This window comes from Rhodococcus sp. NPDC059234 (assembly GCF_042754225.1).
Classification (GTDB): Bacteria; Actinomycetota; Actinomycetes; order Mycobacteriales; family Mycobacteriaceae; genus Rhodococcus_G.
In genome coordinates this window covers 1-26,973 of the sequence record NZ_JBHZAH010000003.1, presented here as the reverse complement: position 1 = coordinate 26,973, position 26,973 = coordinate 1, and the positions used below count along the sequence as shown (strand labels likewise).

General features: G+C 68.3%; 28 protein-coding genes and 1 tRNA gene. 17 read left to right on the top strand and 12 right to left on the bottom strand.

The features are described from left to right. Positions 1 to 18 precede the first annotated feature (18 nt). A complete protein-coding gene (locus tag ACFXGJ_RS01140; protein ID WP_378615589.1) occupies positions 19 to 1,416 on the top strand; it encodes an FAD-binding oxidoreductase in 1,398 nt (465 codons plus the stop codon). A gap of 279 nt (positions 1,417 to 1,695) precedes the next feature. Here the strand turns inward: ACFXGJ_RS01140 and ACFXGJ_RS01135 are convergent, their stop codons facing one another. After that, positions 1,696 to 1,929 (bottom strand): hypothetical protein, encoded by a 234-nt coding sequence (locus ACFXGJ_RS01135; protein ID WP_378615587.1) that lies wholly within the window; start codon positions 1,927 to 1,929, stop codon positions 1,696 to 1,698. A 64-nt stretch (positions 1,930 to 1,993) separates the two neighbouring features. Between ACFXGJ_RS01135 and ACFXGJ_RS01130 the strand changes: the two genes are divergently transcribed. Continuing rightward, on the top strand, positions 1,994 to 2,194 hold the full coding sequence (locus tag ACFXGJ_RS01130) for a hypothetical protein (protein WP_378615585.1): 201 nt from the start codon (positions 1,994 to 1,996) through the stop codon (positions 2,192 to 2,194). Positions 2,195 to 2,221: 27 nt separating this feature from the next. Here ACFXGJ_RS01130 and ACFXGJ_RS01125 read toward each other — a convergent pair whose 3' ends face one another. The 5 genes from ACFXGJ_RS01125 to ACFXGJ_RS01105 all read right to left on the bottom strand — a co-directional run bounded on the left by ACFXGJ_RS01125 (position 2,222) and on the right by ACFXGJ_RS01105 (position 6,573). After that, positions 2,222 to 3,148, bottom strand: a complete 927-nt coding sequence (locus tag ACFXGJ_RS01125; protein ID WP_378615583.1) for a formylglycine-generating enzyme family protein — start codon at positions 3,146 to 3,148, stop codon at positions 2,222 to 2,224. Between the two features lie 22 nt (positions 3,149 to 3,170). Next, positions 3,171 to 4,112, bottom strand: coding sequence for an HAD family hydrolase (locus ACFXGJ_RS01120; RefSeq protein ID WP_378615581.1), 942 nt, complete (start codon positions 4,110 to 4,112; stop codon positions 3,171 to 3,173). 5 nt (positions 4,113 to 4,117) lie between these two features. Continuing rightward, positions 4,118 to 5,656, bottom strand: coding sequence for an arylsulfatase (locus ACFXGJ_RS01115; protein WP_378615579.1), 1,539 nt, complete (start codon positions 5,654 to 5,656; stop codon positions 4,118 to 4,120). 426 nt (positions 5,657 to 6,082) lie between these two features. Further along, a complete protein-coding gene (locus tag ACFXGJ_RS01110) occupies positions 6,083 to 6,295 on the bottom strand; it encodes a hypothetical protein (protein WP_378615577.1) in 213 nt (70 codons plus the stop codon). 201 nt (positions 6,296 to 6,496) lie between these two features. Beyond that, a tRNA-Leu gene (locus tag ACFXGJ_RS01105) sits at positions 6,497 to 6,573 on the bottom strand. 110 nt (positions 6,574 to 6,683) lie between these two features. On the opposite strand from ACFXGJ_RS01105, the gene ACFXGJ_RS01100 reads away from it, so the two are divergent. The 8 genes from ACFXGJ_RS01100 to ACFXGJ_RS01065 all read left to right on the top strand — a co-directional run bounded on the left by ACFXGJ_RS01100 (position 6,684) and on the right by ACFXGJ_RS01065 (position 16,549). After that, on the top strand, positions 6,684 to 7,289 hold the full coding sequence (locus tag ACFXGJ_RS01100) for an ANTAR domain-containing response regulator (protein ID WP_378615575.1): 606 nt from the start codon (positions 6,684 to 6,686) through the stop codon (positions 7,287 to 7,289). Positions 7,290 to 7,574: 285 nt separating this feature from the next. Next, the gene (locus ACFXGJ_RS01095) at positions 7,575 to 8,798 is read left to right on the top strand and encodes a branched-chain amino acid ABC transporter substrate-binding protein (RefSeq protein WP_378615573.1); all 1,224 of its coding nucleotides are present in this window, start codon (positions 7,575 to 7,577) and stop codon (positions 8,796 to 8,798) included. 105 nt (positions 8,799 to 8,903) lie between these two features. Next, a complete protein-coding gene (locus tag ACFXGJ_RS01090) occupies positions 8,904 to 9,941 on the top strand; it encodes a branched-chain amino acid ABC transporter permease (protein WP_378615571.1) in 1,038 nt (345 codons plus the stop codon). 119 nt (positions 9,942 to 10,060) lie between these two features. Continuing rightward, entirely contained in the window at positions 10,061 to 11,185 is a 1,125-nt protein-coding gene (locus tag ACFXGJ_RS01085; RefSeq protein ID WP_378615709.1) for a branched-chain amino acid ABC transporter permease, read from the top strand. Continuing rightward, positions 11,182 to 12,141, top strand: coding sequence for an ABC transporter ATP-binding protein (locus tag ACFXGJ_RS01080; RefSeq protein WP_378615569.1), 960 nt, complete (start codon positions 11,182 to 11,184; stop codon positions 12,139 to 12,141). Before ACFXGJ_RS01085 ends, ACFXGJ_RS01080 begins: the two co-directional genes overlap by 4 nt. Beyond that, a complete protein-coding gene (locus ACFXGJ_RS01075) occupies positions 12,128 to 12,898 on the top strand; it encodes an ABC transporter ATP-binding protein (RefSeq protein WP_378615567.1) in 771 nt (256 codons plus the stop codon). Before ACFXGJ_RS01080 ends, ACFXGJ_RS01075 begins: the two co-directional genes overlap by 14 nt. 76 nt (positions 12,899 to 12,974) lie before the next feature. Next, complete coding sequence (polA, locus tag ACFXGJ_RS01070) at positions 12,975 to 15,710, top strand: DNA polymerase I (protein ID WP_378615565.1); 2,736 nt, start codon at positions 12,975 to 12,977, stop codon at positions 15,708 to 15,710. Between the two features lie 65 nt (positions 15,711 to 15,775). Then, on the top strand, positions 15,776 to 16,549 hold the full coding sequence (locus ACFXGJ_RS01065; RefSeq protein WP_378615563.1) for a PIG-L family deacetylase: 774 nt from the start codon (positions 15,776 to 15,778) through the stop codon (positions 16,547 to 16,549). 18 nt (positions 16,550 to 16,567) lie between these two features. Here the strand turns inward: ACFXGJ_RS01065 and trxA are convergent, their stop codons facing one another. After that, positions 16,568 to 16,933 carry a thioredoxin gene (trxA, locus tag ACFXGJ_RS01060; RefSeq protein WP_378615561.1) on the bottom strand — a complete coding sequence of 122 codons (366 nt, stop codon included), beginning with the start codon at positions 16,931 to 16,933 and terminating at the stop codon, positions 16,568 to 16,570. A 61-nt stretch (positions 16,934 to 16,994) separates the two neighbouring features. Then, the gene (locus ACFXGJ_RS01055; RefSeq protein WP_378615559.1) at positions 16,995 to 17,507 is read right to left on the bottom strand and encodes a 2'-5' RNA ligase family protein; all 513 of its coding nucleotides are present in this window, start codon (positions 17,505 to 17,507) and stop codon (positions 16,995 to 16,997) included. A gap of 18 nt (positions 17,508 to 17,525) precedes the next feature. Between ACFXGJ_RS01055 and ACFXGJ_RS01050 the strand changes: the two genes are divergently transcribed. The 6 genes from ACFXGJ_RS01050 (at position 17,526) to ACFXGJ_RS01025 (ending at position 22,528) form a co-directional block, all read left to right on the top strand. Next, positions 17,526 to 18,623: an isocitrate/isopropylmalate dehydrogenase family protein gene (locus ACFXGJ_RS01050; RefSeq protein ID WP_378615557.1), complete on the top strand. Its 1,098-nt coding sequence runs from the start codon at positions 17,526 to 17,528 to the stop codon at positions 18,621 to 18,623. A gap of 158 nt (positions 18,624 to 18,781) precedes the next feature. After that, the gene (locus ACFXGJ_RS01045) at positions 18,782 to 19,630 is read left to right on the top strand and encodes an ABC transporter substrate-binding protein (RefSeq protein ID WP_378615707.1); all 849 of its coding nucleotides are present in this window, start codon (positions 18,782 to 18,784) and stop codon (positions 19,628 to 19,630) included. A 13-nt stretch (positions 19,631 to 19,643) separates the two neighbouring features. Next, entirely contained in the window at positions 19,644 to 20,609 is a 966-nt protein-coding gene (locus tag ACFXGJ_RS01040) for an amino acid ABC transporter permease (RefSeq protein WP_378615705.1), read from the top strand. Positions 20,610 to 20,620: 11 nt separating this feature from the next. Continuing rightward, positions 20,621 to 21,373 (top strand): amino acid ABC transporter ATP-binding protein, encoded by a 753-nt coding sequence (locus tag ACFXGJ_RS01035; protein WP_378615702.1) that lies wholly within the window; start codon positions 20,621 to 20,623, stop codon positions 21,371 to 21,373. Positions 21,374 to 21,516: 143 nt separating this feature from the next. Beyond that, on the top strand, positions 21,517 to 22,362 hold the full coding sequence (locus ACFXGJ_RS01030; protein WP_378615555.1) for an SPFH domain-containing protein: 846 nt from the start codon (positions 21,517 to 21,519) through the stop codon (positions 22,360 to 22,362). 4 nt (positions 22,363 to 22,366) lie between these two features. Then, positions 22,367 to 22,528 (top strand): hypothetical protein, encoded by a 162-nt coding sequence (locus tag ACFXGJ_RS01025; RefSeq protein ID WP_378615553.1) that lies wholly within the window; start codon positions 22,367 to 22,369, stop codon positions 22,526 to 22,528. A 26-nt stretch (positions 22,529 to 22,554) separates the two neighbouring features. Here ACFXGJ_RS01025 and ACFXGJ_RS01020 read toward each other — a convergent pair whose 3' ends face one another. The 3 genes from ACFXGJ_RS01020 to ACFXGJ_RS01010 all read right to left on the bottom strand — a co-directional run bounded on the left by ACFXGJ_RS01020 (position 22,555) and on the right by ACFXGJ_RS01010 (position 24,860). Then, on the bottom strand, positions 22,555 to 23,415 hold the full coding sequence (locus ACFXGJ_RS01020; RefSeq protein ID WP_378615551.1) for a class I SAM-dependent methyltransferase: 861 nt from the start codon (positions 23,413 to 23,415) through the stop codon (positions 22,555 to 22,557). Between the two features lie 89 nt (positions 23,416 to 23,504). Beyond that, positions 23,505 to 24,482, bottom strand: coding sequence for a VWA domain-containing protein (locus ACFXGJ_RS01015; protein WP_378615548.1), 978 nt, complete (start codon positions 24,480 to 24,482; stop codon positions 23,505 to 23,507). A gap of 9 nt (positions 24,483 to 24,491) precedes the next feature. Beyond that, positions 24,492 to 24,860: a CD225/dispanin family protein gene (locus ACFXGJ_RS01010; RefSeq protein ID WP_378615546.1), complete on the bottom strand. Its 369-nt coding sequence runs from the start codon at positions 24,858 to 24,860 to the stop codon at positions 24,492 to 24,494. Positions 24,861 to 25,092: 232 nt separating this feature from the next. On the opposite strand from ACFXGJ_RS01010, the gene rpsA reads away from it, so the two are divergent. Further along, on the top strand, positions 25,093 to 26,568 hold the full coding sequence (rpsA, locus tag ACFXGJ_RS01005) for a 30S ribosomal protein S1 (RefSeq protein WP_378424801.1): 1,476 nt from the start codon (positions 25,093 to 25,095) through the stop codon (positions 26,566 to 26,568). Between the two features lie 93 nt (positions 26,569 to 26,661). On the opposite strand, the gene ACFXGJ_RS01000 is transcribed toward rpsA, so the two are convergent. After that, positions 26,662 to 26,907, bottom strand: a complete 246-nt coding sequence (locus tag ACFXGJ_RS01000; RefSeq protein WP_378615544.1) for a hypothetical protein — start codon at positions 26,905 to 26,907, stop codon at positions 26,662 to 26,664. Positions 26,908 to 26,973: the final 66 nt, after the last annotated feature.

Genomic DNA, 26,973 nt, shown 5'->3' with positions numbered 1-26,973 from the left:
CAGACGAAGGAATGGCCCATGTCCACCAGCATCGAAGAATCCTCGCCAGTCCTGCCGGCGATCGTCGAACGCCTCGACGCCGCGACGGCCGGGCCGGTCCACGCCCCCGGCGACCCCGGATACGACATGTCCGTCGCGTCGTTCAACTCCGCGACCGTGCACAGGCCCGCCGCCGTGGTGGTCGCGTCCAGCGCCGCAGACGTGGCGACGGCGGTCGGGATCGCAGCCGAAGCGGGGTTGACGGTGGCCGTGCAGGCGACCGGGCACGGCGCTGCCGCCGTAGGCCCGGAGTCGATACTGATCAACACCCGACTCCTCGACTCGGTCGTGGTCGACCCGCAGGCCCGCACCGCAACGGTCGGGGCGGGTGCGCGCTGGCAGCAGGTGCTCGACGCGGCCGCGCCGCACGGGCTCGGCGGGGCCTGCGGGTCTGCGCCGGGAGTCGGGGTGGTCGGGTACACCCTCGGCGGTGGCATCGGCCCGGTGGCGCGGACGCTCGGTTTCGCTGCCGACCATGTCGTCGAGATCGAGGTGGTCACCGCGGACGGTCAGTTGCGCAGGGTCGGTGCGAGCGACGACCCCGATCTGTTCTGGGCTCTGCGGGGAGCCGGTGGTGCGTTCGGCATCGCCACCCAGATCACCTTCCGGCTCTTCGAGATTCAGACCCTGCACGCCGGTGGGATGTTCTTCGACTACCTCGACGCGCCGCGGGTCCTGCACGGCTGGCGTGACTGGGTGCACCAGATGCCGGAGTCGGTGACCTCGTCCGTCGCGGTGGTGAACTTCCCCCCGCTGCCCGCGATTCCGGAGCCGCTGCGCGGCAGAACGGTGCTGCACCTGCGCTTCGCGCACCTGAGCGACACCGAGGACGGAGAGGCGCTGCTCGCACCGATGCGCGGCGTGGCGAGGCCGATCGTCGATACGGTCACCGAGATCATGTACGCCGACCTCGGATCGATCCACGCCGACCCGACGGAGCCGATGCCGGGTGTCGAGCGTGCGATGCTGCTGCGCGAGCTGCCGGTCGAGGCGATCGACGAGTTCCTCGCTACGGTCGGGCCGGAGGCTGGACTGCCGTTGGTGCTCGCGGAGATCCGGGCGATGGGCGGCGCTCTGGGCCGCGACGCCGAGGTGCCGAACGCGGTCGCGGGTCGCGAGGCCGCGTTCAGCCTGTTCACCGTCGGAATGCTGGTCCCGCCGATCGCCGAGGCGGTTCCGGGGGCACTGGAGTCGGTGCTGGCCGCGATGGAGCCGTGGGGGACCGGCGGAGCACTGATGAACTTCGCCGGTGGGGCGACGGGGGAGCCGGCCGGCCGGGTCCGGGCCACCTGGGATCCGGAGGCTCGTCGGCGGCTGGCCGCGATTCGTGATCGCGTCGATCCGAAGGGCGTGTTCGCGGCGGCAGCGCGGTGGTGACGAGGCTGCCGACGCCGAGGTTGCGCGGTGCCCGGCGAGCGGGATTTCGGGGTGCCGTTGATTCAGGTCCGTGCGATAGTGTGACGCGTCAATTCCCCGCAATTACGTAGGAGAACTAATGGGCAGCGTTACTGAGATCTTTGCTTCCATCGGCGACATCCTGGGTGGCCTCGGCCTCGGGTCCAGCGAGGCTGCGCCGAAGTAGTTCGGACGCTTCCGTCCCGACCCCCGCTGCTCCTGGTGAGCGGCGGGGGTCGGTTCGTATGTGGGCAGCTCGCGTCAGTGCGGGAGCCTGGCCTCGAGGGTGCGGGTGAGGATCTCGAGCGCCAGGTTCCAGCCGCGAGCGACGTCCTGGTTGAGCGCGACGCCGTGCATCGACAGCGCGGGCCCGGCAAGGTCGCCGACCTCGTCCGGCCCGACCCGGGTCTGCGCGAGCTCGACGAGGTCGAGAAGGAGCCGGATGCGGTCACCGTCGCTCAGGGGCAGGCACGCGCGATCGGCGAGGTCGGTCATGGATTCAACCGTATCGGGTCGGGACGGCGCGGATTCCCGCGCGGGCATGAGGCAGCATGGCGGCATGACCGTTGATGTGTCCGCGAGGTCCTCGTCCGCTCGTTTCCGTTGGGGCGGGCTCGTGCTCGCGGGGGTGCTCGTGGGGGTGCTCGTGGCGCTGATCGGCCTGGGCCTGCGTGCGGTCGCGGCGGCCGGGAGCGGGTCGTCCGAGCTCGGCGGGGCCGAGTGGGTCGACGACATCGGGCCGGACGACCTGGCCGGCTAGCAGCTCACGGGTACCGGTGCGGCCAGCTCAGTCGTCGCTCGAGACGCAGCGGAACCCGATGTGGCTCATGCCGGTATCGATCATGTGCGGGCGGCGGGCGGCGGGCCGATAGCGTCGGCAGTAGCTGTCTGCGCAGAGGAACGAGCCACCCTTGATGACCTTTCGGGGCGTCCTGAACTGGGGCTGACGCGCGTCGTAGCTCTCCTCGACGGCAGGGCCGCGCGGGTTCCGCGGGGCACAGCACGAGTGCCCGCCGGCGTGACCCTCGGCGTACCAGTCGTCGGTCCATTCCCAGACGTTGCCTGCCATGTCGAACAGCCCGTACGGGTTCGGCGGGTACGACGCGACCGGAGCGGTGGTGCCGTATCCCTGGTCGGCGCGCCAGGGGAAGTCTCCGTGCCAGTAGTTCGCGAGCCGCTTCTCGTCGGATTCGGCGTGATCGCCCCAGGTGAACTCGGTGTGCTCGAGCCCGCCCCGCGCCGCCGCCTCCCACTGCGCTTCGGTGGGCAGCGCGCGCCCCGCCCACCCGGCGTACGCCTGCGCGTCCTCGTGCGCGATGTGGACGACGGGGTGGTCGCGGCGGCCGGCGGTCGAGGAACCCGGACCGTCCGGGTGCTGCCAGGACGCGCCCGGTGTCCATCTCCACCACTGGTTGATGTGCCGCAGGTCGACCGGGCCGGGTGTCGGGACGAACACCATCGAGCCCGGCTGCAGGTTCTCGGCGGGCGCTCCCGGAAACTCCGCGGGGTCGAGTGGGCGTTCCGCGACGGTGCGGTACCCGGTGTCCTCGACGAAGGTCGCGTACTGGGCATTGGTGACCTGGCGGGCCTCGATGGCGAACGCGTCCACCTCCACGCGATGGGCCGGACCCTCCTCCGGATAGTGCCGGTCGGAGCCCATCGTGAAGATCTGGGCCGGGACCTGCCGGAGTTCGGTCACGGTGACGGTTTCCACGAGTGCTGAAACTCCTGCCTGCTCAAGCGGTGTCGGGGGCGAACACCTCGTGCCAGTCATTCTTCATGCTCACCACGGTCCAGTCGCTGCGACGCGCGAGTTCGAGTATGTCCTCCGCGCCGGCGACGTAGTCGAACTCCCGGTCGGCGTCGTCGTGCAGGATCAGCAGGCGCAGCGCGGGTGCGTCGGGCAGGGCGGAGAAGGCGAGCATCGGGAGGTCGCCGTTGGAGTTGCCGACGGACAGGATCGGGCGCCTGCCGATCCGGCTCCAGATCCGCACCGGCTTCTCGGGACCGTCGTCGAAGAAGTCCATCGCCGCCTTGTAGAGCAGGTCGCCCCGGCCTTCCTCCGCCCGGTACGAGAGTCCGAGGGCGCTGCCGATGACCCGTTCGGGCGGCACCCCGTACAGATCGCCGGCGATCGGACGCATGAAGTCCCGATCGCCTCCGGAGGCGATGTAGCTGGTGAAGCCGTGTTCGTCGAGATAGCGCAGTAGTTCGACCATGGGCGCGAAGCCGCACCCGCGGTACGGGCGGCCCAGTGTCGGATGATCGGTTCCGCCGAAGAACGCCGTCACCCGTGCGTCGTAGTCCTCCACGGTGACCTCGCCGAACGCCTGCGTGATGGCACCCATCAGCAGCTTCAAATCGGCGTCGTCACCGTGGTAGTGCTTGACCATCGCCGCACCGAGCCACCCGAGGTCGTTCTCGTACGCTGCCTTCCACGGTTGCCGCGCCTGCAAGTCAGCCTGGTTCCCGGCCATCTCGCCGAGCCTCCGGACGGTGAAATCGAGCTGGATGGGCATCGGTTTCTCGCACCACAGGGTGCCGTCGTTGTCGAACACCGCGATCCGCGCCGCAGGTTCGACGAAGTCGGGCCCGCTCTCGTCCGTGACTCGGGCGACGAATTTCAGTATGGCGGAGCGTGTTCCGCCGTCCGCCCACGACTCCAGCGAGCCCGTCATCGTCGTCAGTCCCGCGCCAGGAAGGCGTGCAGTTTCTTCACCGCGTGGTCGATGGTGAAGGTGGCCGGCTCCTGCCGCGGCGGGAAGTCCTTGAACGTGTCGAGGAAGGCGGTACCGATCGCCGTGCCGTAGAAGACGATGTAGTCGTGGTCGAGGAACCAGTCCCAGTACGTGTTCGACGTCGAATCGGCCCGCTCGAATGGATCGGTGCGCAGGTTGAACAGCTTCGGTACCCGCAGTTCCGTGAACGGCTCCGCCCAGATCCCCAGCGTGCCCGTCGCCCGCTGCTCCATGAAGACGATCTTCCAGTTCTCGAACCGCACACCGAGCACGTCGCAGTCGTCGGAGAAGTACACCATGCCGCGGCGCGGGCTCCTCTCCACCTCACCGGTGAGGTACGGCAGCAGGTTGTAGCCGTCGATGTGGACCTTGAACGTCTTGTCCCCGACGGCATGGCCCTGCTTGAGCTCCTCGACAATGTCCGTGTCGCCGGCCGCCGCGAGGAACGTGGGCAGCCAGTCGTGATGCTGGACGATGTCGTTGGAGACCGCACCCGCGGGGATCCTGCCGGGCCACCTGATCACCTGCGGGACCCGGAAGGCGCCTTCCCAGTTGGTGTCCTTCTCGCTGCGGAAGGGTGTCGTCGCGCCGTCCGGCCACGTGTTGGCGTGCGGCCCGTTGTCGGTGCTGTAGATGACGATCGTGTCCTCGGCCAGACCGAGCTCGTCCAGGACGTCGAGCACCGAACCCACGTTCCCGTCGTGGTCGATCATGGTGTCGTGATACGGCGACTGCCAGATGCCGGACTGCCCCACGCTTTCCGGCTTGGTGTGGGTCCGCAGGTGCATGTGGGTGAAGTTCAGCCACAGGAAGAACGGCGTGTCCGCTTCGTGCTGGCGTCGGATGAAGTCGACAGCGGCGTCGGCGATTTCGTCGTCGATGGTCTCCATCCGCTTCTTCGTCAGCGGCCCGGTGTCCTCGATCTTCTGCTTTCCCACCCGCCCGAACCGCGGGTCCTCGGTGGGATCGTCCTCGTCGGTGGCCCAGCAACGGAGGACGCCCCGCGGCCGTTGCAGGTTGTACAGGCGGGGGTAGAGCTCCGCGTCGGGGTAGTCCGGGAGTTCCGGCTCCTCCTCGGCGTTGAGGTGGTAGAGGTTGCCGAAGAACTCGTCGAAGCCGTGCACGGTCGGCAGGTACTTGTTCAGGTCGCCGAGGTGGTTCTTGCCGAACTGCCCGGTCGCGTACCCGAGTGGCTTGATCAGCTCCGCGATGGTCGGGTCCTCCGCAGACAGGCCGATGTCGGCGCCCGGCATGCCCACCTTGCTCATGCCGGTGCGGTACACGCTCTGGCCGGTGATGAACGAGGCGCGACCCGCGGTGCAGCTCTGCTCACCGTAGGAGTCGGTGAACTTCATGCCCTCGTCGGCGAGGCGGTCGATGTTCGGGGTCCGGTATCCCATCAGCCCGTCGCTGTAGCAACTGAGATTGGTGATCCCGATGTCGTCTCCCCAGATCACCAGGATGTTCGGCTTCGAATCCGGCATGTGCGATCTCCTCGTCGGCGTGCGTGGCTTCGGCGGATGCAGGCAAGTTCGTTCAGGGTCAGGATGCGTGGCGCGGTGCGTTGGACACCTCACCCGGCTGGGGTGAAACCGATGCCGCGGACGACTCACTCGACCACCAGCGGGCAGTCGCGCGCGGTGCTTCCTCACCTGGCATCTGTGCGGTTGACGAGCCGAACGGGCGCGTACTGCTCCTACGGTGGTCCGACGGCACTGTCGAATCCGGTGTTGCTGTGCAGGTTTCAGCACACCGTCATCCACCGCGGCGACCGGCAGGTGTTCATCGGCGAGGACGGGATCCTCTCCCGAGGACTTCGTCCAGGGGGTGCCCCGGGTCCCGGCAAACGTCAACGGGCACATCGCCGCCGACACTCGGGGTCTGCCGCTGAGGACGGTTCGAAAGACGCCTCAGACCAAGCAGATGGGGAAGATGACGTTCGGGCCGATGATCGGCACGATTCCCACCGGAGCGCAGGAGAGGAGTGCGCCGAGTGGGCCGAGCTGGCCGAAGAGCACGACGGGCTGGATCGGGCCGGGCGCCGGTACCACTGCAGTGTCCGCCGCGGCGATGCCGGGCGTGAGGGCGATCATGGGTGCGACAGCGATCGCTGCCAGTGCCATACGAAGCGAGACCTTGTTCATGGCGTTCTCTCAACTACGGGTGAGTGTGCGGCCGAGCCACTCGCTCCGGCCTGCACTGATGCGAGCGTCGGTGAGCGGACGGCCCGTGTCCACTAACCCTGCGCCCTCCGGTCACCGTTGGCAACCAGCGCATTCTGGGGTGGGGAGAGTCGTGCGCCGCGGCGATGCCGCGGCCTGTTGTGGTGCCCTCGGTGAGACTCGAACTCACACTGCACGGGTTTTGAATCCGTTTCCTCTGCCAATTGGGATACGAGGGCTGGTGCGGTTGTCCACTCTAGGAGATCCGTCGCGAGGGTCAAGCACCGGTACCCTCTTAGAGTCCGCGCCACGTGAGTCGAGGTGGCCGGGGGAAAGGGGAAGGCCCACGATGAACGCTCCTGTCGCTGGTAGCGGCCCGGCTGCGCGACGTGTCGTGGTCGCGGAAGACGAGACGCTGATCCGGATGGATCTGGTCGAGATGCTCCGCGAGGAGGGTTACGACGTGGTCGGCGAGGCCGGCGACGGCCAACGCGCCGTCGAACTCGCCGAGGAGTTGCGACCCGACCTCGTGATCATGGACGTGAAGATGCCCCGGCGCGACGGCATCGACGCGGCCTCGGAGATCGCCGCCAAGCGGATCGCCCCCGTGGTCATCCTCACCGCATTCAGTCAGCGCGAACTCGTCGAGCGCGCCCGCGATGCCGGCGCGATGGCGTACCTCGTCAAGCCGTTCTCCAAGTCCGACCTCGTGCCTGCCGTCGAACTGGCCGCGAGCCGGTTCGCCGAGATCGCCGCGCTCGAGTCGGAGGTCGCGACCCTTACCGACCGGATCGAGACCCGCAAGATCATCGAGCGCGCGAAGGGGGTCCTGATGACCTCGCAGTCGCTCACCGAGCCCGAGGCGTTCAAGTGGATTCAGCGCGCCGCGATGGACCGCCGGACCTCCATGAAGGTGGTCGCCGAGGTCGTCATCGAAACGCTCGATCCCAAATAGTTTGAATGACTCAGTAAAATATCGGCAGGGAATTGTTTCGCGGACGTTTCCTGTCGAACCCTAAAATGGACGTCCGTCCAAAATGGCGTCTACCTGCTGAATTGGCGAACTCGGGCGGGCGTGTTCCCGCTGCTCCGAAGGCCTCGCGCGTAACACTCGAAACAAGAATTCGGGCCGTATGTTGTGTTGCCCTGCAAGCCGATTCCGGCGGGGATATGTTCTGTCCGGGCTGACGCGGTCGGCCCCTCCGGCAATGCCGGGGAGCGCAGAATTCGGAGGTGGGACGTGCATCGTCGTACAGCGAGAGGCGCGTTGGTCATTGGTGTCGCGGCGGTCCTGGCGGTCGCGGGCTGCAGCAGCAAATCGACCGACAGTGGATCGTCCGGAAACAGCACGTCCGGTTCCTCTGGGCTGAGCATTCAGCCGACAGTGCTGCTCGACGCCGGCGCCGTCGAGGTGCCCGGCAGCGACGTGACCGACGCCGCGAACCCGGCGGGCAGCGGCAACGCCACCTGTTCGGGTGTCTCGCTGGCCATGGCGGGCGCACTGACCGGTGCGAATTCCGCACTGGGACAGAACATCCTGTACGGCGCCAAGCTCGCCATCGACAAGCACAACAAGGCCAACCCGAACTGCCAGGTCACCGTCAAACAGTTCGACACCGAGGGCGACCCGCAGAAGGCCACCCAGGTCGCGCCCAATATCGTCAGCGACCAGTCCGTCATCGGGCTGCTCGGGCCGGCGTTCTCCGGCGAGACCAAGGCCACCGGGTCGATCTTCAACCAGGCCGGCCTGCCCTTCCTCACCGCCTCGGCCACCAACCCGACTCTCACCGAGAACGGTTGGACCACTTTCTTCCGGGGCCTGGGCAACGACAACAGCCAGGGCACGGTCGTCGCCAAGTACCTCACCGGCAGCCTCGGCGCCAAGAAGGTCTGCGTCGTGCAGGACGACTCCGACTACGGCGTCGGCCTGGCCAAGGTCGTCACCGCCGAACTCGGTGCGGCGGCGGACCCGGCGTGCTCGGCCAGCGTCAAGACCGGCCAGAAGGACTTCGCTGCCACCGTCTCGCAGATCAAGGGCGAATCGCCCGACGCGATCTGGTACTCGGGCTACTACGCCGAGGCCGCGCCGTTCGTGACCCAGTTGCGCGAGGGTGGCGTCACCGCGACCTTCAGTTCGGGCGACGGCACCAACGATCCCGAGTTCGTCAAGCAGGCCGGCCAGGCCGCCAAGGACGCGATCCTGACCTGCCCGTGCATCCCGGCCCCGCCCGCGCTGGCGAAGGAGTACGAGGCACTCAACGGTCAGGCGCCGGGCGTATACTCCGTCGAGGGCTACGACCTGACGACGATCATGCTCGCGGCGATCGACTCGGGGATCAAGGACCGGGCCGGACTGCTCGCCTTCGTCAAGGGCTACGACGGGCAGGGTGTCGGCAAGCGGTACCAGTGGAACGACAAGGGCGAGCTCTCCAACGCGCTCATCCAGATCTACAAGGTCAACTGACCCGAGGCGCCGGCCGGGCGCCCAGCGCACACGCGCACGTGGGCCCCGGCCGGACCGCCCGAGCGGCTGTCGACCACATCCGAAGACACCCGGAGAAAGACTTCGATGATCGCGACCGCACTCGCCGATTCGGCGAACCTGTACGCAGGCAATATCGGCTTCAACATCGACGGACTGACCAAGAGCTTCTGGCAGTTGACCATCGACGGCCTCAGCTACGGCGCCATCTACGCGCTCGTCGCCATCGGTTACACGCTGGTGTACGGCGTGCTCCGGCTGATCAACTTCGCCCACTCCGAGATCTTCATGCTCGGTATGTTCGGCCAGTACGTGGCGCTGGAGTTGATGGGCTTCACCCCGAGCGGCAACGCGTACAACGAGGGCGTGGCCATGACCGTCGTGTTCCTCGGTCTCGCGATGCTGTTCGGCATGGCCGTGTCCGGCACCGCGGCCGTCGGCCTGGAACGGGTGGCATACCGGCCGCTGCGCAAACGCGGCGCCAAACCGTTGGTCTTCCTCATCACCGCGATCGGAATGTCCTTCGTACTGCAGGAATTCGTGCACTACGTGCTGCCGAAGATCTGGCCTGGGCTCGGCGGCCCCAATGCTCAGCAGCCCATCAAGCTCGTCCAGCCGGTGGAGGTGTTCACCATCGGCGGCGCCGCGGTGACCAACGTGACCATCGTGATCATCGTCGCGGCACTGCTGCTGACTCTGCTCACCGACATCGTCATCAACCGCACCAAGTTCGGCCGCGGAATCCGCGCCGTCGCACAGGATCCCGACACCGCGACGCTGATGGGGATCTCACGCGAGCGGGTGATCATGCTGACCTTCCTGCTCGGCGGCATCCTCGCCGGCGCCGCCGCCATGCTCTACACCCTCAAGATCCCGTCCGGCATCATCTTCAACGGCGGATTCATCCTCGGCATCAAGGCGTTCTCGGCGGCGGTGCTCGGCGGCATCGGCAACCTGCGCGGCGCCCTGCTCGGCGGTCTGCTGCTCGGCGTGATGGAGAACTACGGCCAGGTGGTGTTCGGCACCGAATGGCGCGACGTGGTCGCGTTCGTACTGCTGGTGGCGGTGCTGATGTTCCGGCCCACCGGCATTCTCGGTGAGAGCCTCGGGAGGGTGCGGGTATGAGCATCGGCAATTCGACGGCAGCGTCACCGAATTCGAGCGCCCTCCCCGCCGCGCCGCCGCCCGAGCGGCACGGCGTCGGGGACGCGATCCGGGGATGGTGGAACGGACTCGCCCGGCCGATGCAGTGGCTGGTCGGGGTGCCGGTGATCGCGCTGATCGCGATCCTGCCGGTGTGGCGTCCGCCGCTGCTGGACACCCCCGGCACCGACTTCGGCGGGGTCATGGCGCAGTTCGCCATGTACGCGCTGATCGCCATCGGGCTCAACGTGGTGGTCGGTCAGGCGGGCCTGCTCGACCTCGGTTACGTCGGGTTCTATGCCGTCGGCGCCTACACGGTCGCGCTGCTCACCAGCCCGAACAGTCCGTGGAACAAGCTGAGCGCCACCGGGTTCTTCTCCACCGACTGGGCCTGGCTCTCGTGTCTGCCCCTCGCCGTGGCGATCACCGCGTTCACCGGGCTGATACTCGGCACCCCGACGCTGCGCCTGCGGGGGGACTACCTGGCCATCGTGACCCTCGGCTTCGGTGAGATCGTCCGGCTGCTCGCGGACAACCTCACCGACGTCACCAACGGCGGCCAGGGGCTGTCCCAGATCGCGTACCCGCGCCTGGGCGTCTCCGAGGACAAGCCGTACGGGGTGTTCTCGGCGGGCAACACCGGCGGCAACGTCAACTCCGGCGTCTGGTGGTACTGGGTCGGCATGGCGATGGTGATCGTCGTGCTGCTGATCGTCGGGAATCTCGAACGCAGTCGGGTCGGACGGGCGTGGGTGGCGATCCGCGAGGACGAGGACGCCGCCGAGATCATGGGCGTGCCCACCTTCAAGTTCAAGCTGTGGGCCTTCACGATCGGCGCCTCGATCGGCGGACTCTCCGGCGCCCTCTACGCGGGCCAGGTCCAGTTCATCAATCCGACCGGGTTCAACGTCATCAACTCGATGCTGTTCCTCTGTGCGGTGGTGATCGGCGGCCAGGGCAACAAGCTCGGCGTGATCGTCGGCGCGTTCATCATCGTGTACCTGCCGAACCGGGCGATGTCGATCCAGGTCGGCGGGCAGTCGTTGGGCGACTACAAGTACCTCTTCTTCGGGCTCGCCCTGGTGGTGTTGATGATCTTCCGGCCGCAGGGCCTGTTCCCGGCACGGCAGAAGCTGCTCGCCTACGGCCGGCAGGTGTACCAGGCGGTTCGGCGGCCGGCGCCGTCCGCGGAACCGGTCGGCGCGACGACGGGGGAGACGCGATGACGGCGGGTCCGGGACCGGGCGATGCCCTGTTCGACAACGAGGACATGGCCGAGCCCGCGACCGAGACGGAGGCGCCCAGCGCCGGCATCGTCGACGTCGCGGCCGTCGACCCGGCGCTCGGTGATCCGGAGGCGGTCGCTGAAGCCGTTGCGCCGCAACGCGAGATCGCCACCGTCGAGGGGCAGGTGCTGCTGCGCACGGACGGGCTCAGCGTCCGGTTCGGCGGCCTCGTCGCGCTCGACGACGTGACCTTCGAGATCAGGCGCGGCGAGATCCTCGGGCTGATCGGACCGAACGGTGCCGGCAAGACGACCTGCTTCAACGCGATCACCGGCGTCTACAAGCCGTCCGCCGGCACCGTCACGTTCGACGGCAAGCCGCTGGAGAAGACGAAACGGAACGAGATCACCCGCCTCGGCATTGCCCGCACCTTCCAGAACATCCGGCTGTTCGGGGAGATGACGGCGCTGGAGAACGTCGTGGTCGGCACCGACGCCCGGCACCGGACCTCGGTACCCGGCGCCATCTTCCGTACCGCGCGGCACCGGCGCGAGGAGCGTGACGCCGTCGAGCGCGGCCTGGCGTTGCTCGAGTTCGTCGGCATCGCGCCGCGGGCGGTGGAGAAGGCGAAGAACCTCTCCTACGGCGACCAGCGACGGCTCGAGATCGCCCGTGCGCTCGCCACCGAGCCGAAGCTGCTGTGCCTCGACGAGCCGGCCGCCGGGTTCAACCCGAGCGAGAAGTCCGCGCTGATGGACCTGATCCGCAAGATCCGCGACGACGGGTTCACCGTGCTGCTCATCGAGCACGACATGCGTCTGGTGATGGGCGTGACCGACCGGATCGTGGTGCTCGAGTTCGGCCGCAAGATCGCCGACGACCTGCCCGCCGCGATCCGGCAGAATCCCGCCGTGATCGCCGCCTACCTGGGGGTGCCCGACGATGCCGCTTCTTGATCCGCCCGCCGTCGACCGGCAGACCACGCCGGCACCGTCGCCCCTGCTCGAGGTGACCGACATGGTCGTCGGCTACGGCCGCATCCGAGCGCTGCACGGGATCTCGCTGCGCGTCGACCGCGGCGAACTGGTCACGCTGCTCGGCGCGAACGGTGCGGGCAAGTCCACCACCATGCGCGCCCTGTCCGGGCTGTTGCCGCTGACCGCAGGCCGGATCGTCTTCGACGGTCGCGACATCACCCGGATGAAGGCGCACGAACGGGTCAAACTGGGTGTGGTGCAGGCGCCGGAGGGTCGCGGTGTGTTCCCCGGCATGACCGTGCAGGAGAACCTCGACATGGGCTGCTACGCCCGCAAGTTCGAGAACAAGCAGGCCTACACCCAGCGCCTCGACTGGGTCTTCGAACTGTTCCCTCGGCTCGGCGAGCGGCGCACCCAGGTCGGCGGCACCATGTCCGGCGGCGAGCAGCAGATGCTGGCCATCGGGCGCGCCTTGATGGCCCGGCCGAGACTGCTGTTGCTCGACGAACCGTCGATGGGGTTGGCGCCCATGGTGATCCAGCAGATCTTCCGGATCATCTCGGAGATCAACACGCAGGGCACCACCATCCTGCTCGTCGAGCAGAACGCCCAGCAGGCGCTCACCCGCACCGATCGCGCCTACATCCTCGAGACCGGCGAGGTGACCAAGACGGGGACCGGGGCGGCGCTACTCGCGGATCCGGCGGTCAAGCACGCGTACCTGGGCGTGGGGTAGTGCGGGCGGTGCGCGCGGCAGGGTTCCCCGCCGCCGGAGTTCCGCAGTGTCGGTGCCGCTCCCTAGACTCTGTCCGGTGAGCCCAGCAACCGATCAGAGCCCCGCCGCCCGAGCCGATGCCGCCACCGCGAGCGAGAGGCCCACACTGCTGCTGCTCGACGGGCACTCGCTGGCCTATCGCGCTTTCTTCGCGTTGCCCGCGGAGAACTTCAAGACGCACAGCGGCCAGACCACGAACGCGGTGTACGGGTTCACCTCGATGCTGATCAACCTGCTGCGCGACGAGCAGCCCACGCACGTCGCGGCGGCGTTCGACGTCTCCCGGCAGACCTTCCGCGCGGAGGCGTTTCCGGAGTACAAGGCGAACCGCGCGAAGACCCCCGACGAGTTCAAGGGGCAGGTCGAGATCACCAAGGAGGTGCTCGGCGCGATGGGCATCCCGGTGATGGCCGAGGCCGGGTTCGAGGCCGACGACATCATCGCCACCCTCACCACCCAGGCCGGGGAACTCGGCTACCGCGTCCTGGTGTGCACCGGCGACCGTGACTCGTTGCAGCTGGTCACCCCCGACGTGACCGTGCTGTACCCGAAGAAGGGCGTGTCCGACCTGACCCGGTTCACCCCGGCGGCGGTGGAGGAGAAGTACGGCCTCACCCCGCGCCAGTACCCGGACTACGCGGCGCTGCGCGGCGACCCGAGCGACAACCTGCCGGGCATCCCCGGGGTGGGTGAGAAGACCGCCGCCAAGTGGATCCGCGAATACGGCTCGCTCAACGATCTCGTGGACCACGTCGACGAGGTCCGCGGCAAGGTCGGCGACTCGCTACGCGCGAACCTCTCGTCGGTCGTACTCAACCGGCAGCTCACCGAGATGGTCCGCGACGTGCCGCTCCCGTACACCCCCGACCAGTTGGCGCTCGCGCCGTGGGACCGGGACAAGATCCACGCCCTCTTCGACGACCTCGAGTTCCGCGTCCTGCGGGACCGGCTCTTCGACACGCTGTCCTCGGTCGAACCCGAGGCCGAGGAGGGCTTCGAGGTGCGCGGCGGGATGCTCGAGCCGGGCTCCGTCGCGTCCTGGCTCGCCGAACACGGACGCGACGGCCGGCGCAGCGGACTGTCGGTGGTCGGCGCGGGCACCCCGTACGGCGGGGACGCCACCGCGATCGCGATCGCCGCGGCCGACGGCGAGGGCGGCTACGTCGTCGTGTCCGCCGTGACACCGGAGGACGAGAAGGCCCTCGGCGAGTGGCTCGCCGACGCGGACGCGCCGAAGGCGTTGCACGAGGCGAAGGCCGCGGTGCACGCCCTGCGCGGGCGCGGTTGGACCCTCGGCGGGCTGACCAGCGACACCGCGCTGGCGGCCTACCTGGTGCGGCCCGGTCAGCGCAGCTTCAACCTCGACGACCTCTCGCTGCGCTACCTCAAGCGGGAGCTGCGGGTCGAGGACTCCGGCGAGGCGCAGCTCTCGCTGCTCGACGAGGAGGACCAGGCCGACGCGGCCGCCGCCGAGGGAGAGATCCTCCGCGCCCGCGCCGTGCTCGACCTCGCCGAGGCGCTGGACACCGAACTCGCGGCCATCGAGTCGCGGCGGTTGCTCACCGAGATGGAGCTGCCGCTGCTCGCGGTCCTCGCCGACGTGGAGGCCACCGGCATCGCCGTGGACACCGCGCATCTGCACGACCTGCAGTCGCGGTTCGCCGCGCAGATCGGCGAGGCGGCCGACGCGGCCTACGAGGTGATCGGCAAGCAGATCAATCTCGGTTCGCCCAAGCAGCTGCAGGTGGTGCTCTTCGATGACCTGGGCATGCCGAAGACGAAGAAGACCAAGACCGGCTACACCACGGACGCGGCCGCGCTCGAATCGCTGTTCGAGAAGACGGAGCACCCGTTCCTCGAGCACCTGCTCGCGCACCGCGACGCCACCCGCCTCAAGGTGACGGTGGACGGCCTGCTCAAGGCGGTGGCCGAGGACGGCCGGATCCACACCACCTTCAACCAGACGGTGGCGGCCACGGGCCGGCTGTCCTCGACCGAGCCGAACCTGCAGAACATCCCGGTGCGCACCGACGCGGGGCGGGAGATCCGCGACGGCTTCGTCGTCGGCGACGGCTACGACGTCCTGATGACCGCCGACTACAGTCAGATCGAGATGCGCATCATGGCGCACCTGTCCCGGGACGAGGGCCTGATCGAGGCGTTCAACACCGGCGAGGACCTGCACAGCTTCGTCGGTTCGCGCGCGTTCGGGGTCCCCATCGAGGAGGTCACACCGGAACTCCGGCGCCGGGTCAAGGCGATGTCGTACGGCCTGGCCTACGGGCTCAGCGCGTTCGGGCTGGCCGCCCAGCTGAAGATCTCCACCGAGGAAGCGAAGTCGCAGATGGACGCGTACTTCGCGCGGTTCGGCGGGGTCCGCGACTACCTGCGCGAGGTGGTCGAGCAGGCCCGCAAGGACGGGTACACCTCGACGCTGTTCGGTCGGCGCCGCTACCTGCCGGACCTCAACAGCGACAACCGCCAGCGTCGCGAGGTGGCCGAGCGGGCCGCGCTGAACGCGCCCATCCAGGGCACTGCCGCGGACATCATCAAGGTCGCGATGATCGACGTGCAGGACGCGCTGGCCGCGTCCGGACTGCGCTCGCGGATGCTGCTGCAGGTGCACGACGAACTGGTGCTCGAGGTGGTCGACGAGGAACGCGAGGCGGTCGAGGCCCTGGTCCGGGAGAAGATGGCCGGTGCGATCGAACTGTCGGTGCCGTTGGATGTGTCGGTGGGCACCGGACGAAGCTGGGACAGTGCGGCTCACTGACGGTCCGCGCGCCGAGCGCGGCATGTGTGACAGAGGAGCGGTTACCGAGTGAAGGCATGTGAGGCATGAGCGTTCTGGTGTGTTTCCACGCGCATCCCGACGACGAGGTGTTCATCACCGGAGGGGTGATGCGGCAGGCGTCGGATGCCGGCCACCGCGTCGTCGTGGTGACGGCGACAGACGGTGCGCTCGGTGAGGTCCCGGCGGGACTACTCGCCCCGGGTGAGTCGCTGGCCCAGCGACGGCGACGCGAACTCGAGGAGTCGACGAGTGCGCTCGGAGCGCACCGGGTGGTGATGCTGCACTACCCGGATTCGGGGATGGCCGGCACGCCGGACAACGAGAACCCCGACGCGTTCTGCAACGTGGACGTGGACCTGGCCGCAAAGCGGCTCGCGGAGATCCTCGCCGAGGAGTCGGCGGACGTGGTGACCATCTACGACTCGAACGGTGGCTACGGGCATCCGGACCACGTCCAGGTGCATCGGGTCGGCGTCCGGGCCGCCGAGCTCGCCGGAGTGCCGCACGTGTACGAGGCCGCGATCAACCGTGACCACATGAAGCGACTGTTGGCGGCGAACCCGGCGTGGACCGACGATGCGCAGCCGCCGGACGTCGAGACCCTCGGGCTGCCCGAGTCGGAGATCACCACGGCGGTGGACGTCAGCGCCCAGATCGCGGCCAAGCGCGCGGCGATGCGCGCGCACGCCACGCAGGTCGGCGACTTCGGACCCTTCCTCGAGATGCCCGAGGAGCAGCTTTCGGCCGCGTTCGGACTCGAGTGGTTCCGGCGGCGCGGCGCGGCCCCCGATTCGCTGGAGACCGCGCTGCCGCTCTAGGCGTCGAGCGGCGGGGCGTCAGCCCTGCTGCTGCGCCGCGACCTGCTCGCGGACCTTGTCCATGTCCAGGGCCTTGACCTGGGTGACGAGATCCTCGAGCGCGGCCGGCGGGAGGGCGCCGGCCTGCGAGAACACCAGGATGCCCTCGCGGAACGCCATGATGGTCGGGATGGAGCGGATGTTCGCGGCGGCCGCGAGACCCTGCTCCGCCTCGGTGTCGACCTTGGCGTGCACCACGTCGGTGTGCTGCTCGGACGACGCCTCGAAGGTGGGGGCGAAGGCGCGGCAGGGTCCGCACCACGACGCCCAGAAGTCGACGAGCACCACGTCGTTGCCGCCGACGATGTCGTCGAAGTTCTGCTGGGTCAGGGTCTGGGTAGCCATGCGAATCCTCTCGTTGGGCCTGATGCTGCGATTCAACAGCGCGACCACGGGAAATCTTCCCCTACGCGATTCGCCACTCCCGCTTGGCGTCGCCGTCCCAGCGTCGGATCCCGTCCGCGACGCCGGACCGGTGAGCCGGCGTCAGGGCGTTGACCGCCGGTCCGACCTCGTCGGGGAACACCCGCCGGGCCAGGGTGACGTGCGGTGTCCAGTCGCCGGGATGGATGTGCGCGGGAATGCCGGGACTGGTGTGCAGCAGGCGAAAGACGGTCCGCTGCAACGCGAGCAGCCCGGAGGTGGGAATCACCAGGTACGCCAGTGTCTTCCGGTGCCCACCGAAGATCACCAGCCCGCCCAGTGACACGTGCAGTTTCGGGGCCAGCAATTCCTGCTGAAGCAGCAGTTCGGTTTCCGGCTCGATGTGCTGTGCCACCGCCAGCGTGATGTGCGGCCGGTTCGACGACTTGCGCACGATGTCCTGGCTAGGCAGCTTGGCGTCGGACAGTCGTCGCCACTCCCGGCGCACCGCAGCGTCGAGATCGGAGTCGAGCAGCAGTTCCACGGACTGCACCATCTGAGCAATGATGGTCGGGTGAACCAGCCTCGCGCAACAACACCCGAGTCGACCCGGTTGGGCCTGCTGGTCGGCGACGGGATCGGCCACGAAATCGTGCCCGCCACGCAGCGGGTCGTCGACACCGCGATGTCGGCGGTCGGCGCGCCGCCGATCGAGTGGGTCGAACTCCCCGTCGGGCTGGAGGCGATCGCCGCGCACGGCTCCCCGATCCCGGAGCAGACTCTGGAGGCGCTCGGTGACCTCGACGCATGGGTCCTCGGACCCCACGACAGTGCCGCCTACCCGCAGGCGTTCCGCGGACAGTTGACGCCGGGCGGGACGATTCGCAAACGGTTCGACCTGTTCGCGAACATCCGGCCGGCCCGCGCGTTCGCCGGGGTGCGATCCACCGTGCCGGCGATGGATCTGGTGATCGTGCGGGAGAACACCGAGGGTTTCTACGCGGATCGCAACATGCACACGGGCAGTGGCGAATTCATGCCTACGCCGGACGTCGCGCTGGCGGTCGCAGTGTTCACCCGGCAGGCCTGTGAACGCATCGCGCACACCGCCTTCGAGTTGGCGTCGCGGCGTCGGCGCCGAGTGACCGTGGTGCACAAGGCGAACGTGCTGGCGCTGACCACCGGACTATTCCGCGACGTGTGCCTCGAGGTCGGCGAGCAGTACCCCGGGGTGGAGGTGCGCACCGAGCACGTCGACGCGATGGCCGCGCACCTGGTCCGGCGCGGTGCCGAGTTCGACGTGGTCGTGACGGAGAACATGTTCGGCGACATCCTCTCCGACCTGGCGGGCGAGCTGTCCGGCTCTCTCGGCATCGCCCCGTCGATCAACGCCTCGCAGACCCAGGCGATGGCCCAGGCCTCGCACGGCGCCGCGCCGGACATCGCGGGACGTAACCGAGCGAACCCGACCGCGCTGATGCTCTCGGCCGCGATGCTGCTCGACTGGCTGTCCGGGAAGCGCGAATCGGATGTGCTCGCGCGGGCCGCCGAGCGAATCCGCGGCGCGATCGTGCACACACTCGCGGCCGGTGTCGCGACTGCGGATCTCGGCGGCCTCGCGTCCACCGCGGAGTTCACCGAGACGGTCGATGCTCGCATTCTGAGGTGGTAACGCCTCCTCACCTTGGGATCGCACGGTCGAGCGGTGAATCTGCGATTCGGACCTGAGCCAGTAAAGTTCTGCTGGTGACATCACCAGGAGAGCGCCGGATCGGTTCCGGGAAACCGGTGCGTCGGTCGTCGCGGCGCGGGGTCCGGCTTGCCGCAGCCTTGCTGCTCTCGGTGGTCCTGGCCGGGTGCGTCCACAACAGCGAGGGCCTGGTGCCGCCAGCGACCGTGCACGTGGACCGGGTCGACGAGATCGCCGCGCAGGTACCGCAGGCCACGGCGGCGAGTGGGCGGTTGAAGATCGGGGTGAACGTCCCGTACGCGCCCAACGAGTTCAAGGACGAGAACGGCGACATCGTCGGCTTCGACGTCGACCTGGTGAATGCCGTCGCCTCGGTACTGGGGTTGCGAGCCGAGTTCAACCAGGCCGACTTCGACAAGATCATCCCCGCGGTCCAGGCCGGCACCTACGACATGGGGATGTCGTCGTTCACGGACACCGTGGAACGGCAGAAGTCCGTGGACTTCGTCGACTACTACACCGCGGGCATCCAGTGGGCGCAGCGAACCGGCGAGGCGATCGATCCGAACGACGCGTGCGGGCTGCGCGTCGGTGTGCAGACGACCACCACCGAGGACATCGACGAGGTACCCGCGAAGAGCGACGCCTGCGTCGCGGCCGGGAAGGAACCGATCGCGAAGATCAAGTACGACAGCCAGGACGACGTGTCGAACGCGCTGATCCTCGGCCGGGTCGACGCGATGTCCGCGGACTCCCCGGTGACCGCCTACGCGATCAAACGCAGCAACGGCCGGCTCGAGAATGCCGGTCCGCAGTTCGACTCGGCGCCCTACGGTTGGCCGGTGAAGAAGGGGTCGCCGCTGGCGCCGGTGCTGCAACAGGCGCTGCAGCACTTGATCGACACCGGCGCCTACCAGAAGATCGCCGACAACTGGGGTGTCGGCGCGGGCACCATCGCGACTTCACAGATCAATGGCGCCACCGGGTAGAGAGGCACAGATGATGTCGGAGAACGCTGCGAGCGCGCCGGGCGCCGATACCGGCGAACCGGAGCCGATACGCGCGGTGCCGCTGCGACGGCCGGGACGGTGGATCGCCGCCGTCGTGGTCCTGGTGCTGGTGGCGCTGTTCGTCTACGGCGCGGCCACCAACGAGGCATTCGCCTGGGACGTGTACGGCCAGTACCTGTTCGACGCCCGCATCACCGAGGGTGCCTGGAAGACAATCCAGCTCACGGTTCTGGCGATGCTGCTCGCGGTCGTGCTCGGGGTGGTGCTGGCGGTCATGCGGCTGTCGCCGAATCCGGTGCTGCGCACTGCCGCCTGGGTGTACCTGTGGATCTTCCGGGGCACCCCGGTGTACGTGCAGTTGGTGTTCTGGGGTCTGTTCCCGTCGATCTACAAGTCGGTCGACCTGGGCATTCCGTTCGGGCCGCAGTTCGCCCATTTCGACCTGAAGGACCTGCAGGCGGCGTTCCTGTTCGCCGTGATCGGACTGGGCCTCAACGAGGCCGCGTACATGGCCGAGATCGTGCGCGCCGGAGTCGGTTCGGTCAGCGAGGGGCAGACCGAGGCGTCGACCGCGCTCGGCATGACCTGGTCGCAGACGATGCGGCGCACCGTGCTGCCGCAGGCGATGCGGGTGATCATCCCGCCCACCGGCAACGAGCTGATCAGCATGCTCAAGACCACCTCGCTGGTTGCCGCGGTGCCGTACACCGGCGAACTGTACGGCCGGGCCCGGGACATCTCCGGCGCGAACTTCGAGCCCATCCCGCTGCTGCTCGTGGCGGCGACCTGGTACCTGGCGATCACGAGCGTGCTCATGGTCGGGCAGTTCTATCTCGAACGGCACTACTCGAAGGGCCTGTCCCGGGTGCTCACCCCGCGGCAACTGCAGGCGCTCGCCGACGCCCAGCGCAAACCGGTGCCGCCTGCGGCTGCGCCCGATGCAGGAGGATCGCTGTGACGACGACACCGATGGTGAAGGCCGACCAGGTGTGCAAGAGCTTCGGGGCACTCGAGGTGCTGCGCGGGGTCACCCTCGAGATCGACCGCGGACAGGTGCTGTGCCTGGTCGGTCCGTCCGGATCGGGCAAGTCGACGTTCCTGCGTTGCATCAACCACCTCGAGGAGGTCAGCGCGGGCCGGCTGTACGTGGACGGGGAACTGGTCGGGTACGCCGAACGCGGGGGCAAGCTGTACGAGCTGCATCCGCGGGCCGCGGCGCGGCAACGCCGCGACATCGGCATGGTGTTCCAGCACTTCAATCTGTTCCCGCACCGCACCGCGCTGGAGAACGTCATCGAGGCGCCCACCCAGGTGAAGAAGGTGCGCAAGAAGGACGCGATGACCCGCGCCCGTGACCTGCTCGACCAGGTCGGGCTCAGCGACAAGGCCGACGCCTACCCGGCCCAGCTGTCCGGTGGTCAGCAGCAGCGGGTGGCGATCGCCCGGGCGCTGGCGATGGACCCGAAGCTGATGCTCTTCGACGAACCGACCTCGGCGCTCGATCCCGAACTGGTGGGGGAGGTGCTCGGGGTGATGAAGACCCTCGCCAAGGAGGGCATGACCATGGTCGTGGTCACCCACGAGATGGGCTTCGCCCGCGAGGTCGCGGACCAGTTGGTGTTCATGGACGGCGGCGTGGTCGTCGAGTCCGGTGAGCCGCGGGAGATGCTGGCGAATCCGACCCACGATCGGACCAAGGCCTTCCTGTCCAAGCTCCTCTGACTCGCACCCCGCCCCGCCCCGCCCCCACTCAGATCGAGTGAACGGAAGCGTTCACTCGATCTGATCGAACGAACGTACCGTTCACTCGATCAGGACTGCTATCGTAGTGATATCACTTCGATAGCAAAGGTGGGGCAGGGTAGATGGAGCGTCGGGCGTTTCGGCTCAACGGATTCATGGTGTTGCTGGGCCTGGTGGTGCTGGCGGTGATCGCGGCGGGCGTCGCCGCCACCGGCGACGCCGGCATCGGCGGCGCGGTCGTGATCGCGGTCGTGATCGTCCTGATCGCAACCGGCTTCACGGTGATCAACCCGAACGAGGCGAAGGTCGTGCAGTTCTTCGGCCGCTACGTCGGTTCGGTCGACGACGCCGGCTTCCAGTGGGTGATCCCGCTGACCACGAAGCGTCGAGTCACCCTGCGGGTGCGCAACTTCGAGACCGCCAAGCTGAAGGTGAACGACGCGGCGGGCAATCCGGTCGAGATCGCCGCCGTGGTCGTCTACAAGGTCGTCGACAGCGGCAAGGCCACCTTCGCCGTCGACGACTACGAGGAGTACGTCGCCATCCAGTCCGAGGCGGCGGTGCGTCACCTCGCGACCACGCACCCCTACGACTCGCATCAGGCCGACGTCACCAGCCTGCGGGACGGTGCGGAGGTCGCGGCCGAGCTCACCGCGGAGTTGCGCGAGCGCACCGACCTGGCGGGCGTCGAGGTGATCGAGGCCCGGATCACGCACCTGGCCTACGCGCCGGAGATCGCCCAGGCGATGCTGGTGCGCCAGCAGGCCGCACAGGTGGTCGCGGCCCGGACCATGATCGTCGAGGGTGCGGTCGGCATGGTCGGGCTCGCGCTGGATCGGCTGGGGGAGCAGGGCGTCGTCGAACTCGACGAGGAGCGCAAGGCCAACATGGTGTCCAACCTGCTGGTCGTGCTCTGCGGAGACAAGGCGACGCAGCCGATCGTCAACGCGGGCACGCTGTACTCGTAGACCCATGGTCGAACGCAAGAAAGTGCTGTTGCGGCTGGACCCGGCCGTGTACGACGCGATGGCGAAGTGGGCCGCCGACGACCTCCGCAGCGTGAACGCGCAACTCGAGTACGCGCTGCGGCGCGCACTCGAGGCGGCGGGTCGTCCGCCGCGCGACTCGGGCTGATTCGCGCTGCCCCTCGCCGGCGAGGGTCAGGGCTTGTGGCAGACGAAGATTGCGGTCCCGGGGAACAGTTGGCCGCGGAGGGGACTCCACTGACCCCATTCGCGGTCCAGCCACTCCGGCCAGTCGGGTTCGACGATGTCGCGCAGTTCCAGTCCGGCGGCGACGATCTCGCGGACCCGGTCGCCGATCGTCCGGTGATGCTCGACGTACGTCGGTGTCCCGTCGTCGTCCACCTCGACGTAGGGCGTGCGGTCGAAGTAGGGGATCGTCGCGGTGAGACCCTTCGGCCCCGGGTCGTCCGGAAAGATCCAGCGCACCGGATGATTCACCGAGAACACCCACAGTCCGCCCGGTCGCAGCACCCGCGCGACCTCCCGCATGACCAGCGCGGAGTCGGCGACGAAGGGGACGGCGCCGAACGCCGAGCAGGCGATGTCGAACGACTCGTCGGCGAACGGCAGCGCCTCGGCGCCCGCCTGCACGAGCGGCACCCGCGGCCCGCCCGCTGTCATCGCGTCGAGGCCGCGGGCGAGCATCCCCCGCGACAGGTCCAGTCCGACCGCTCGCGCTCCCCGGCCGGCGAGCCAGCGTGCGCAAGGGGCGGAACCGCACCCCACCTCGAGTACGTCCTTGCCCGCGACATCGCCGAGCAGGTGGACGTCGCCTTCGTGCAGACCCTCTGGGCACCAGACGAACTCGCCGCCCGCGGACTGCACCCCGAGGAATTCCCCGTGCGTGCGGTGGTAGTCGTCGGCGTCGGCGTCCCACCAGGCGCGGCTGGCCCGCTCGCTGTCGGCCGAGCCGACGCGGGTGCGGCTCACGCCGGCGGTGCCCAGCGTGGCGTTGGCCGCGGCGTGGCGGTCGTCGGGAGTGGGAGGTTGCGTCATCGGGGGACCCCTGGCAGGTGTTGTCGATCGTGCTCAGTCGAAGAGTGATCATCCACTGCCTCGCAGCGACCACCGACACCGGACGCGCGTCACGGCAGCCGTCGGGTGAGCACCAGCGCCGACCCGGCGGAGACGATCAGCACCAGCGTGCCCGCGACCAGCCACGGCTGGCTCGCATCCGAACGGGTGACCTCGTAGCCGATCTGCTCCTGCAGGCTCTGGTAGCTCTTGCGCAGTTCGGCGCCGCTGGTCGCGGTGAAGGAGGACCCGCCGGAGAGCCGGGCGATCTCGGCGAGCGAGGCATCGTCGACGGGGACCGGGATCTGCCGGCCCTCGATCGCGACCGTTCCCGCCTCGGTGCCGAAGGAGATGGTCGACACCGGCACTCCCTTGTCCTTGGCCTGACGTGCCGCGGTGAACGCTCCACGCGGGTCGTCGAGATTCTCCGGCACGGTCTCCTTGCCGTCCGACTCGACCACGATCCGGGCTGGCGGGGTGCCCTCGCCGCTCACCAACGCGCCGAACGCGTCGATTGCCTGCAGAGCGGTGAAGATGGCCTCGCCGGTCGCGGTGCGTTCGGCGAGTTGCAGGTGATCGATGGCCGCCTTGATCGCGCTGCGGTCGCGGGTCGGCGACACCAGCACCGAGGCCGTCCCCGCGAAGGCCTCCAGCCCGAGATTGATGCCCGGGGTGAGTTCGTCCGCGAACGCCTTGGCCGCCTCCTGGGCCGCGGCGATCCGGGACGGTGCGACGTCCGTGGACTTCATGGACAACGACACGTCGATGACCAGCAGCACCGTGGCCCGGTTCCGGGGGATCCGCTGCGCGGCGGTCGGGCCGGCCAGTGCGACGACCAGCAGCACCGTCCCTGCCAGGAACAGGGCTGTCGGGACGTGCCGGGACACTCCGGGGCGCCGCGGCGCGACCTGCTCGAGCAGCTCGAGGTTGGTGAATCGCAGGAACTGGCGTCTGCGGAGCCGCTGCACCACCAGGTAGCCGACGAGCAGCGCGACCGGCGCGAGCAGCAGCGCCAGCCACCACGGGGAGGCGAACAGGGGGCCACTCACCAGTCGCCGTCAACGCATCCGGTGATGCACGTACCCGTGGTAGCCGCCGCCGTGCGCGAACACCGTGACGGCGACCACCGCGTAGACCAGTACGAAGAGCAGGAGCAGGCCGCCGAAGAGCCACAGCGAGATCTGGCCGAGCCGGCGAACCCGGTCCGACGCGTCGGTGGCGCCCTCGACGTCCCCGTCGGCCCACAGCGGGTAGACGTTGAACGCATGGGTGAACGCGGCGAAGGCGAGCGGCCAGAAGAACAGCAGCGACGCCACCGCCCATCCGGCGTTGCTCGGCGGTCGCGCGCGCCCGGCGTCGGGGGTGGCGCTGGGTGTTTCGGCGGTCGCGGGTGGTTCGGGTGCAGGTGGAGTACCGGGCGTGGTCATCGCGACCCTCCTGATGTGAGACGAGTCACTTCGACGGTACCGATTCCGCGCTGAGGAATCGCTGAATCCCGTCGGCCATCGGCCCGGGTTTGCCCAGCTAAGTACCGGTCGCGTACCCTAATCCACGCGAGTGTCCACACTGCCGCACCGAAACCGGCGCGGCGCGGGGATGTTCGTGAGTCCGACAGAACACCATCAACCGACTATCTATCCCTCCGGAGCAACTCACCTAATGCCCTCCACAACCACCACCTCGCCGCAGGTAGCCGTCAACGACATCGGCTCTGCCGAGGATTTCCTCGCCGCCATCGACGCCACGATCAAGTACTTCAACGATGGCGACATCGTCGAAGGCACCATCGTCAAGGTCGACCGCGACGAGGTCCTGCTCGACATCGGTTACAAGACCGAAGGTGTCATCCCTTCCCGTGAGCTCTCCATCAAGCACGACGTCGACCCCAACGAGGTCGTCTCCGTGGGCGATGAGGTCGAAGCCCTGGTCCTCACCAAGGAGGACAAGGAAGGTCGACTGATCCTGTCGAAGAAGCGTGCTCAGTACGAGCGCGCCTGGGGCACCATCGAGGAGCTCAAGGAGAAGGACGAGGCCGTCAAGGGCACCGTCATCGAGGTCGTCAAGGGCGGCCTGATCCTCGACATCGGTCTCCGCGGCTTCCTCCCGGCCTCGCTCGTCGAGATGCGTCGTGTCCGCGACCTCCAGCCGTACGTCGGCAAGGAGATCGAGGCGAAGATCATCGAGCTCGACAAGAACCGCAACAACGTGGTCCTGTCGCGTCGTGCATGGCTCGAGCAGACCCAGTCCGAGGTCCGCAGCGAGTTCCTGCACCAGCTGCAGAAGGGCCAGGTCCGCAAGGGCGTCGTGTCCTCCATCGTCAACTTCGGTGCCTTCGTGGACCTCGGTGGCGTCGACGGCCTGGTGCACGTCTCCGAGCTGTCCTGGAAGCACATCGACCACCCGTCCGAGGTCGTCGAGGTCGGCAACGAGGTCACCGTCGAGGTTCTCGACGTCGACCTGGACCGCGAGCGCGTCTCCCTGTCGCTGAAGGCGACCCAGGAGGACCCGTGGCGTCAGTTCGCCCGCACCCACGCGATCGGTCAGATCGTTCCGGGCAAGGTCACCAAGCTGGTTCCGTTCGGCGCGTTCGTCCGCGTCGAGGAGGGCATCGAGGGCCTGGTGCACATCTCCGAGCTGGCCGAGCGCCACGTGGAGGTTCCGGACCAGGTCGTGGGTGTCGGCGACGATGCGCTCGTCAAGGTCATCGACATCGACCTCGAGCGTCGTCGTATCTCGCTCTCGCTCAAGCAGGCGAACGAGGACTACAACGCCGAGTTCGACCCGTCCAAGTACGGCATGGCCGACTCGTACGACGAGCAGGGCAACTACATCTTCCCCGAGGGCTTCGATCCCGAGACCAACGAATGGCTCGAGGGCTTCGACAAGCAGCGTGAAGAGTGGGAAGGCCGCTACGCCGAGGCCGAGCGTCGCCACAAGATGCACACCGCTCAGATGGAGAAGACCGCCGCAGACGAGGCCGCCGAGGCTGCCAACGCTGCCGCCGGCTACTCCTCGGAGTCCGGTTCCGCCGAGGGTGGCGAGTCCGCCGGTACCTCGTCGACCGAGGCGAGCGGATCCCTGGCCAGCGACGCTCAGCTCGCTGCGCTGCGCGAGAAGCTGTCCGGCAACGCGTGATGTGACGGCCCGCTAGCCGGGTCGACGTGAAAGGCCCCGGTCCTGCACTGCAGGACCGGGGCCTTTCGCTGTCGGGGGGAACGCGGTGCCGGCTCACGCTCCCGGACTGGATATCAGCTCGTCGAGCATGGCGGCCTTCTCCACCAGGTCGTGTTCGGTGGGATTGTCGCCGTCGGGCAGTTCCCGGCGCAGGTCCTCGAGGGTGATGATCACCCACGCCGAACGCTGCGTCGCGTCGTTGCCCGCCAGGATCCTGATCGAGCCCTCCTCGAGCACCAGTGTCGGAGCGTCGACGGAGCTGTCGAGGAGCATTCGCAAATCGTCCGCTGTGACAGTCATGTACTCACGGTAGAACCGGCGCGGCCTCCTCGCCAGACGACAGTGACCCCGCCCGAGATTCGGGCG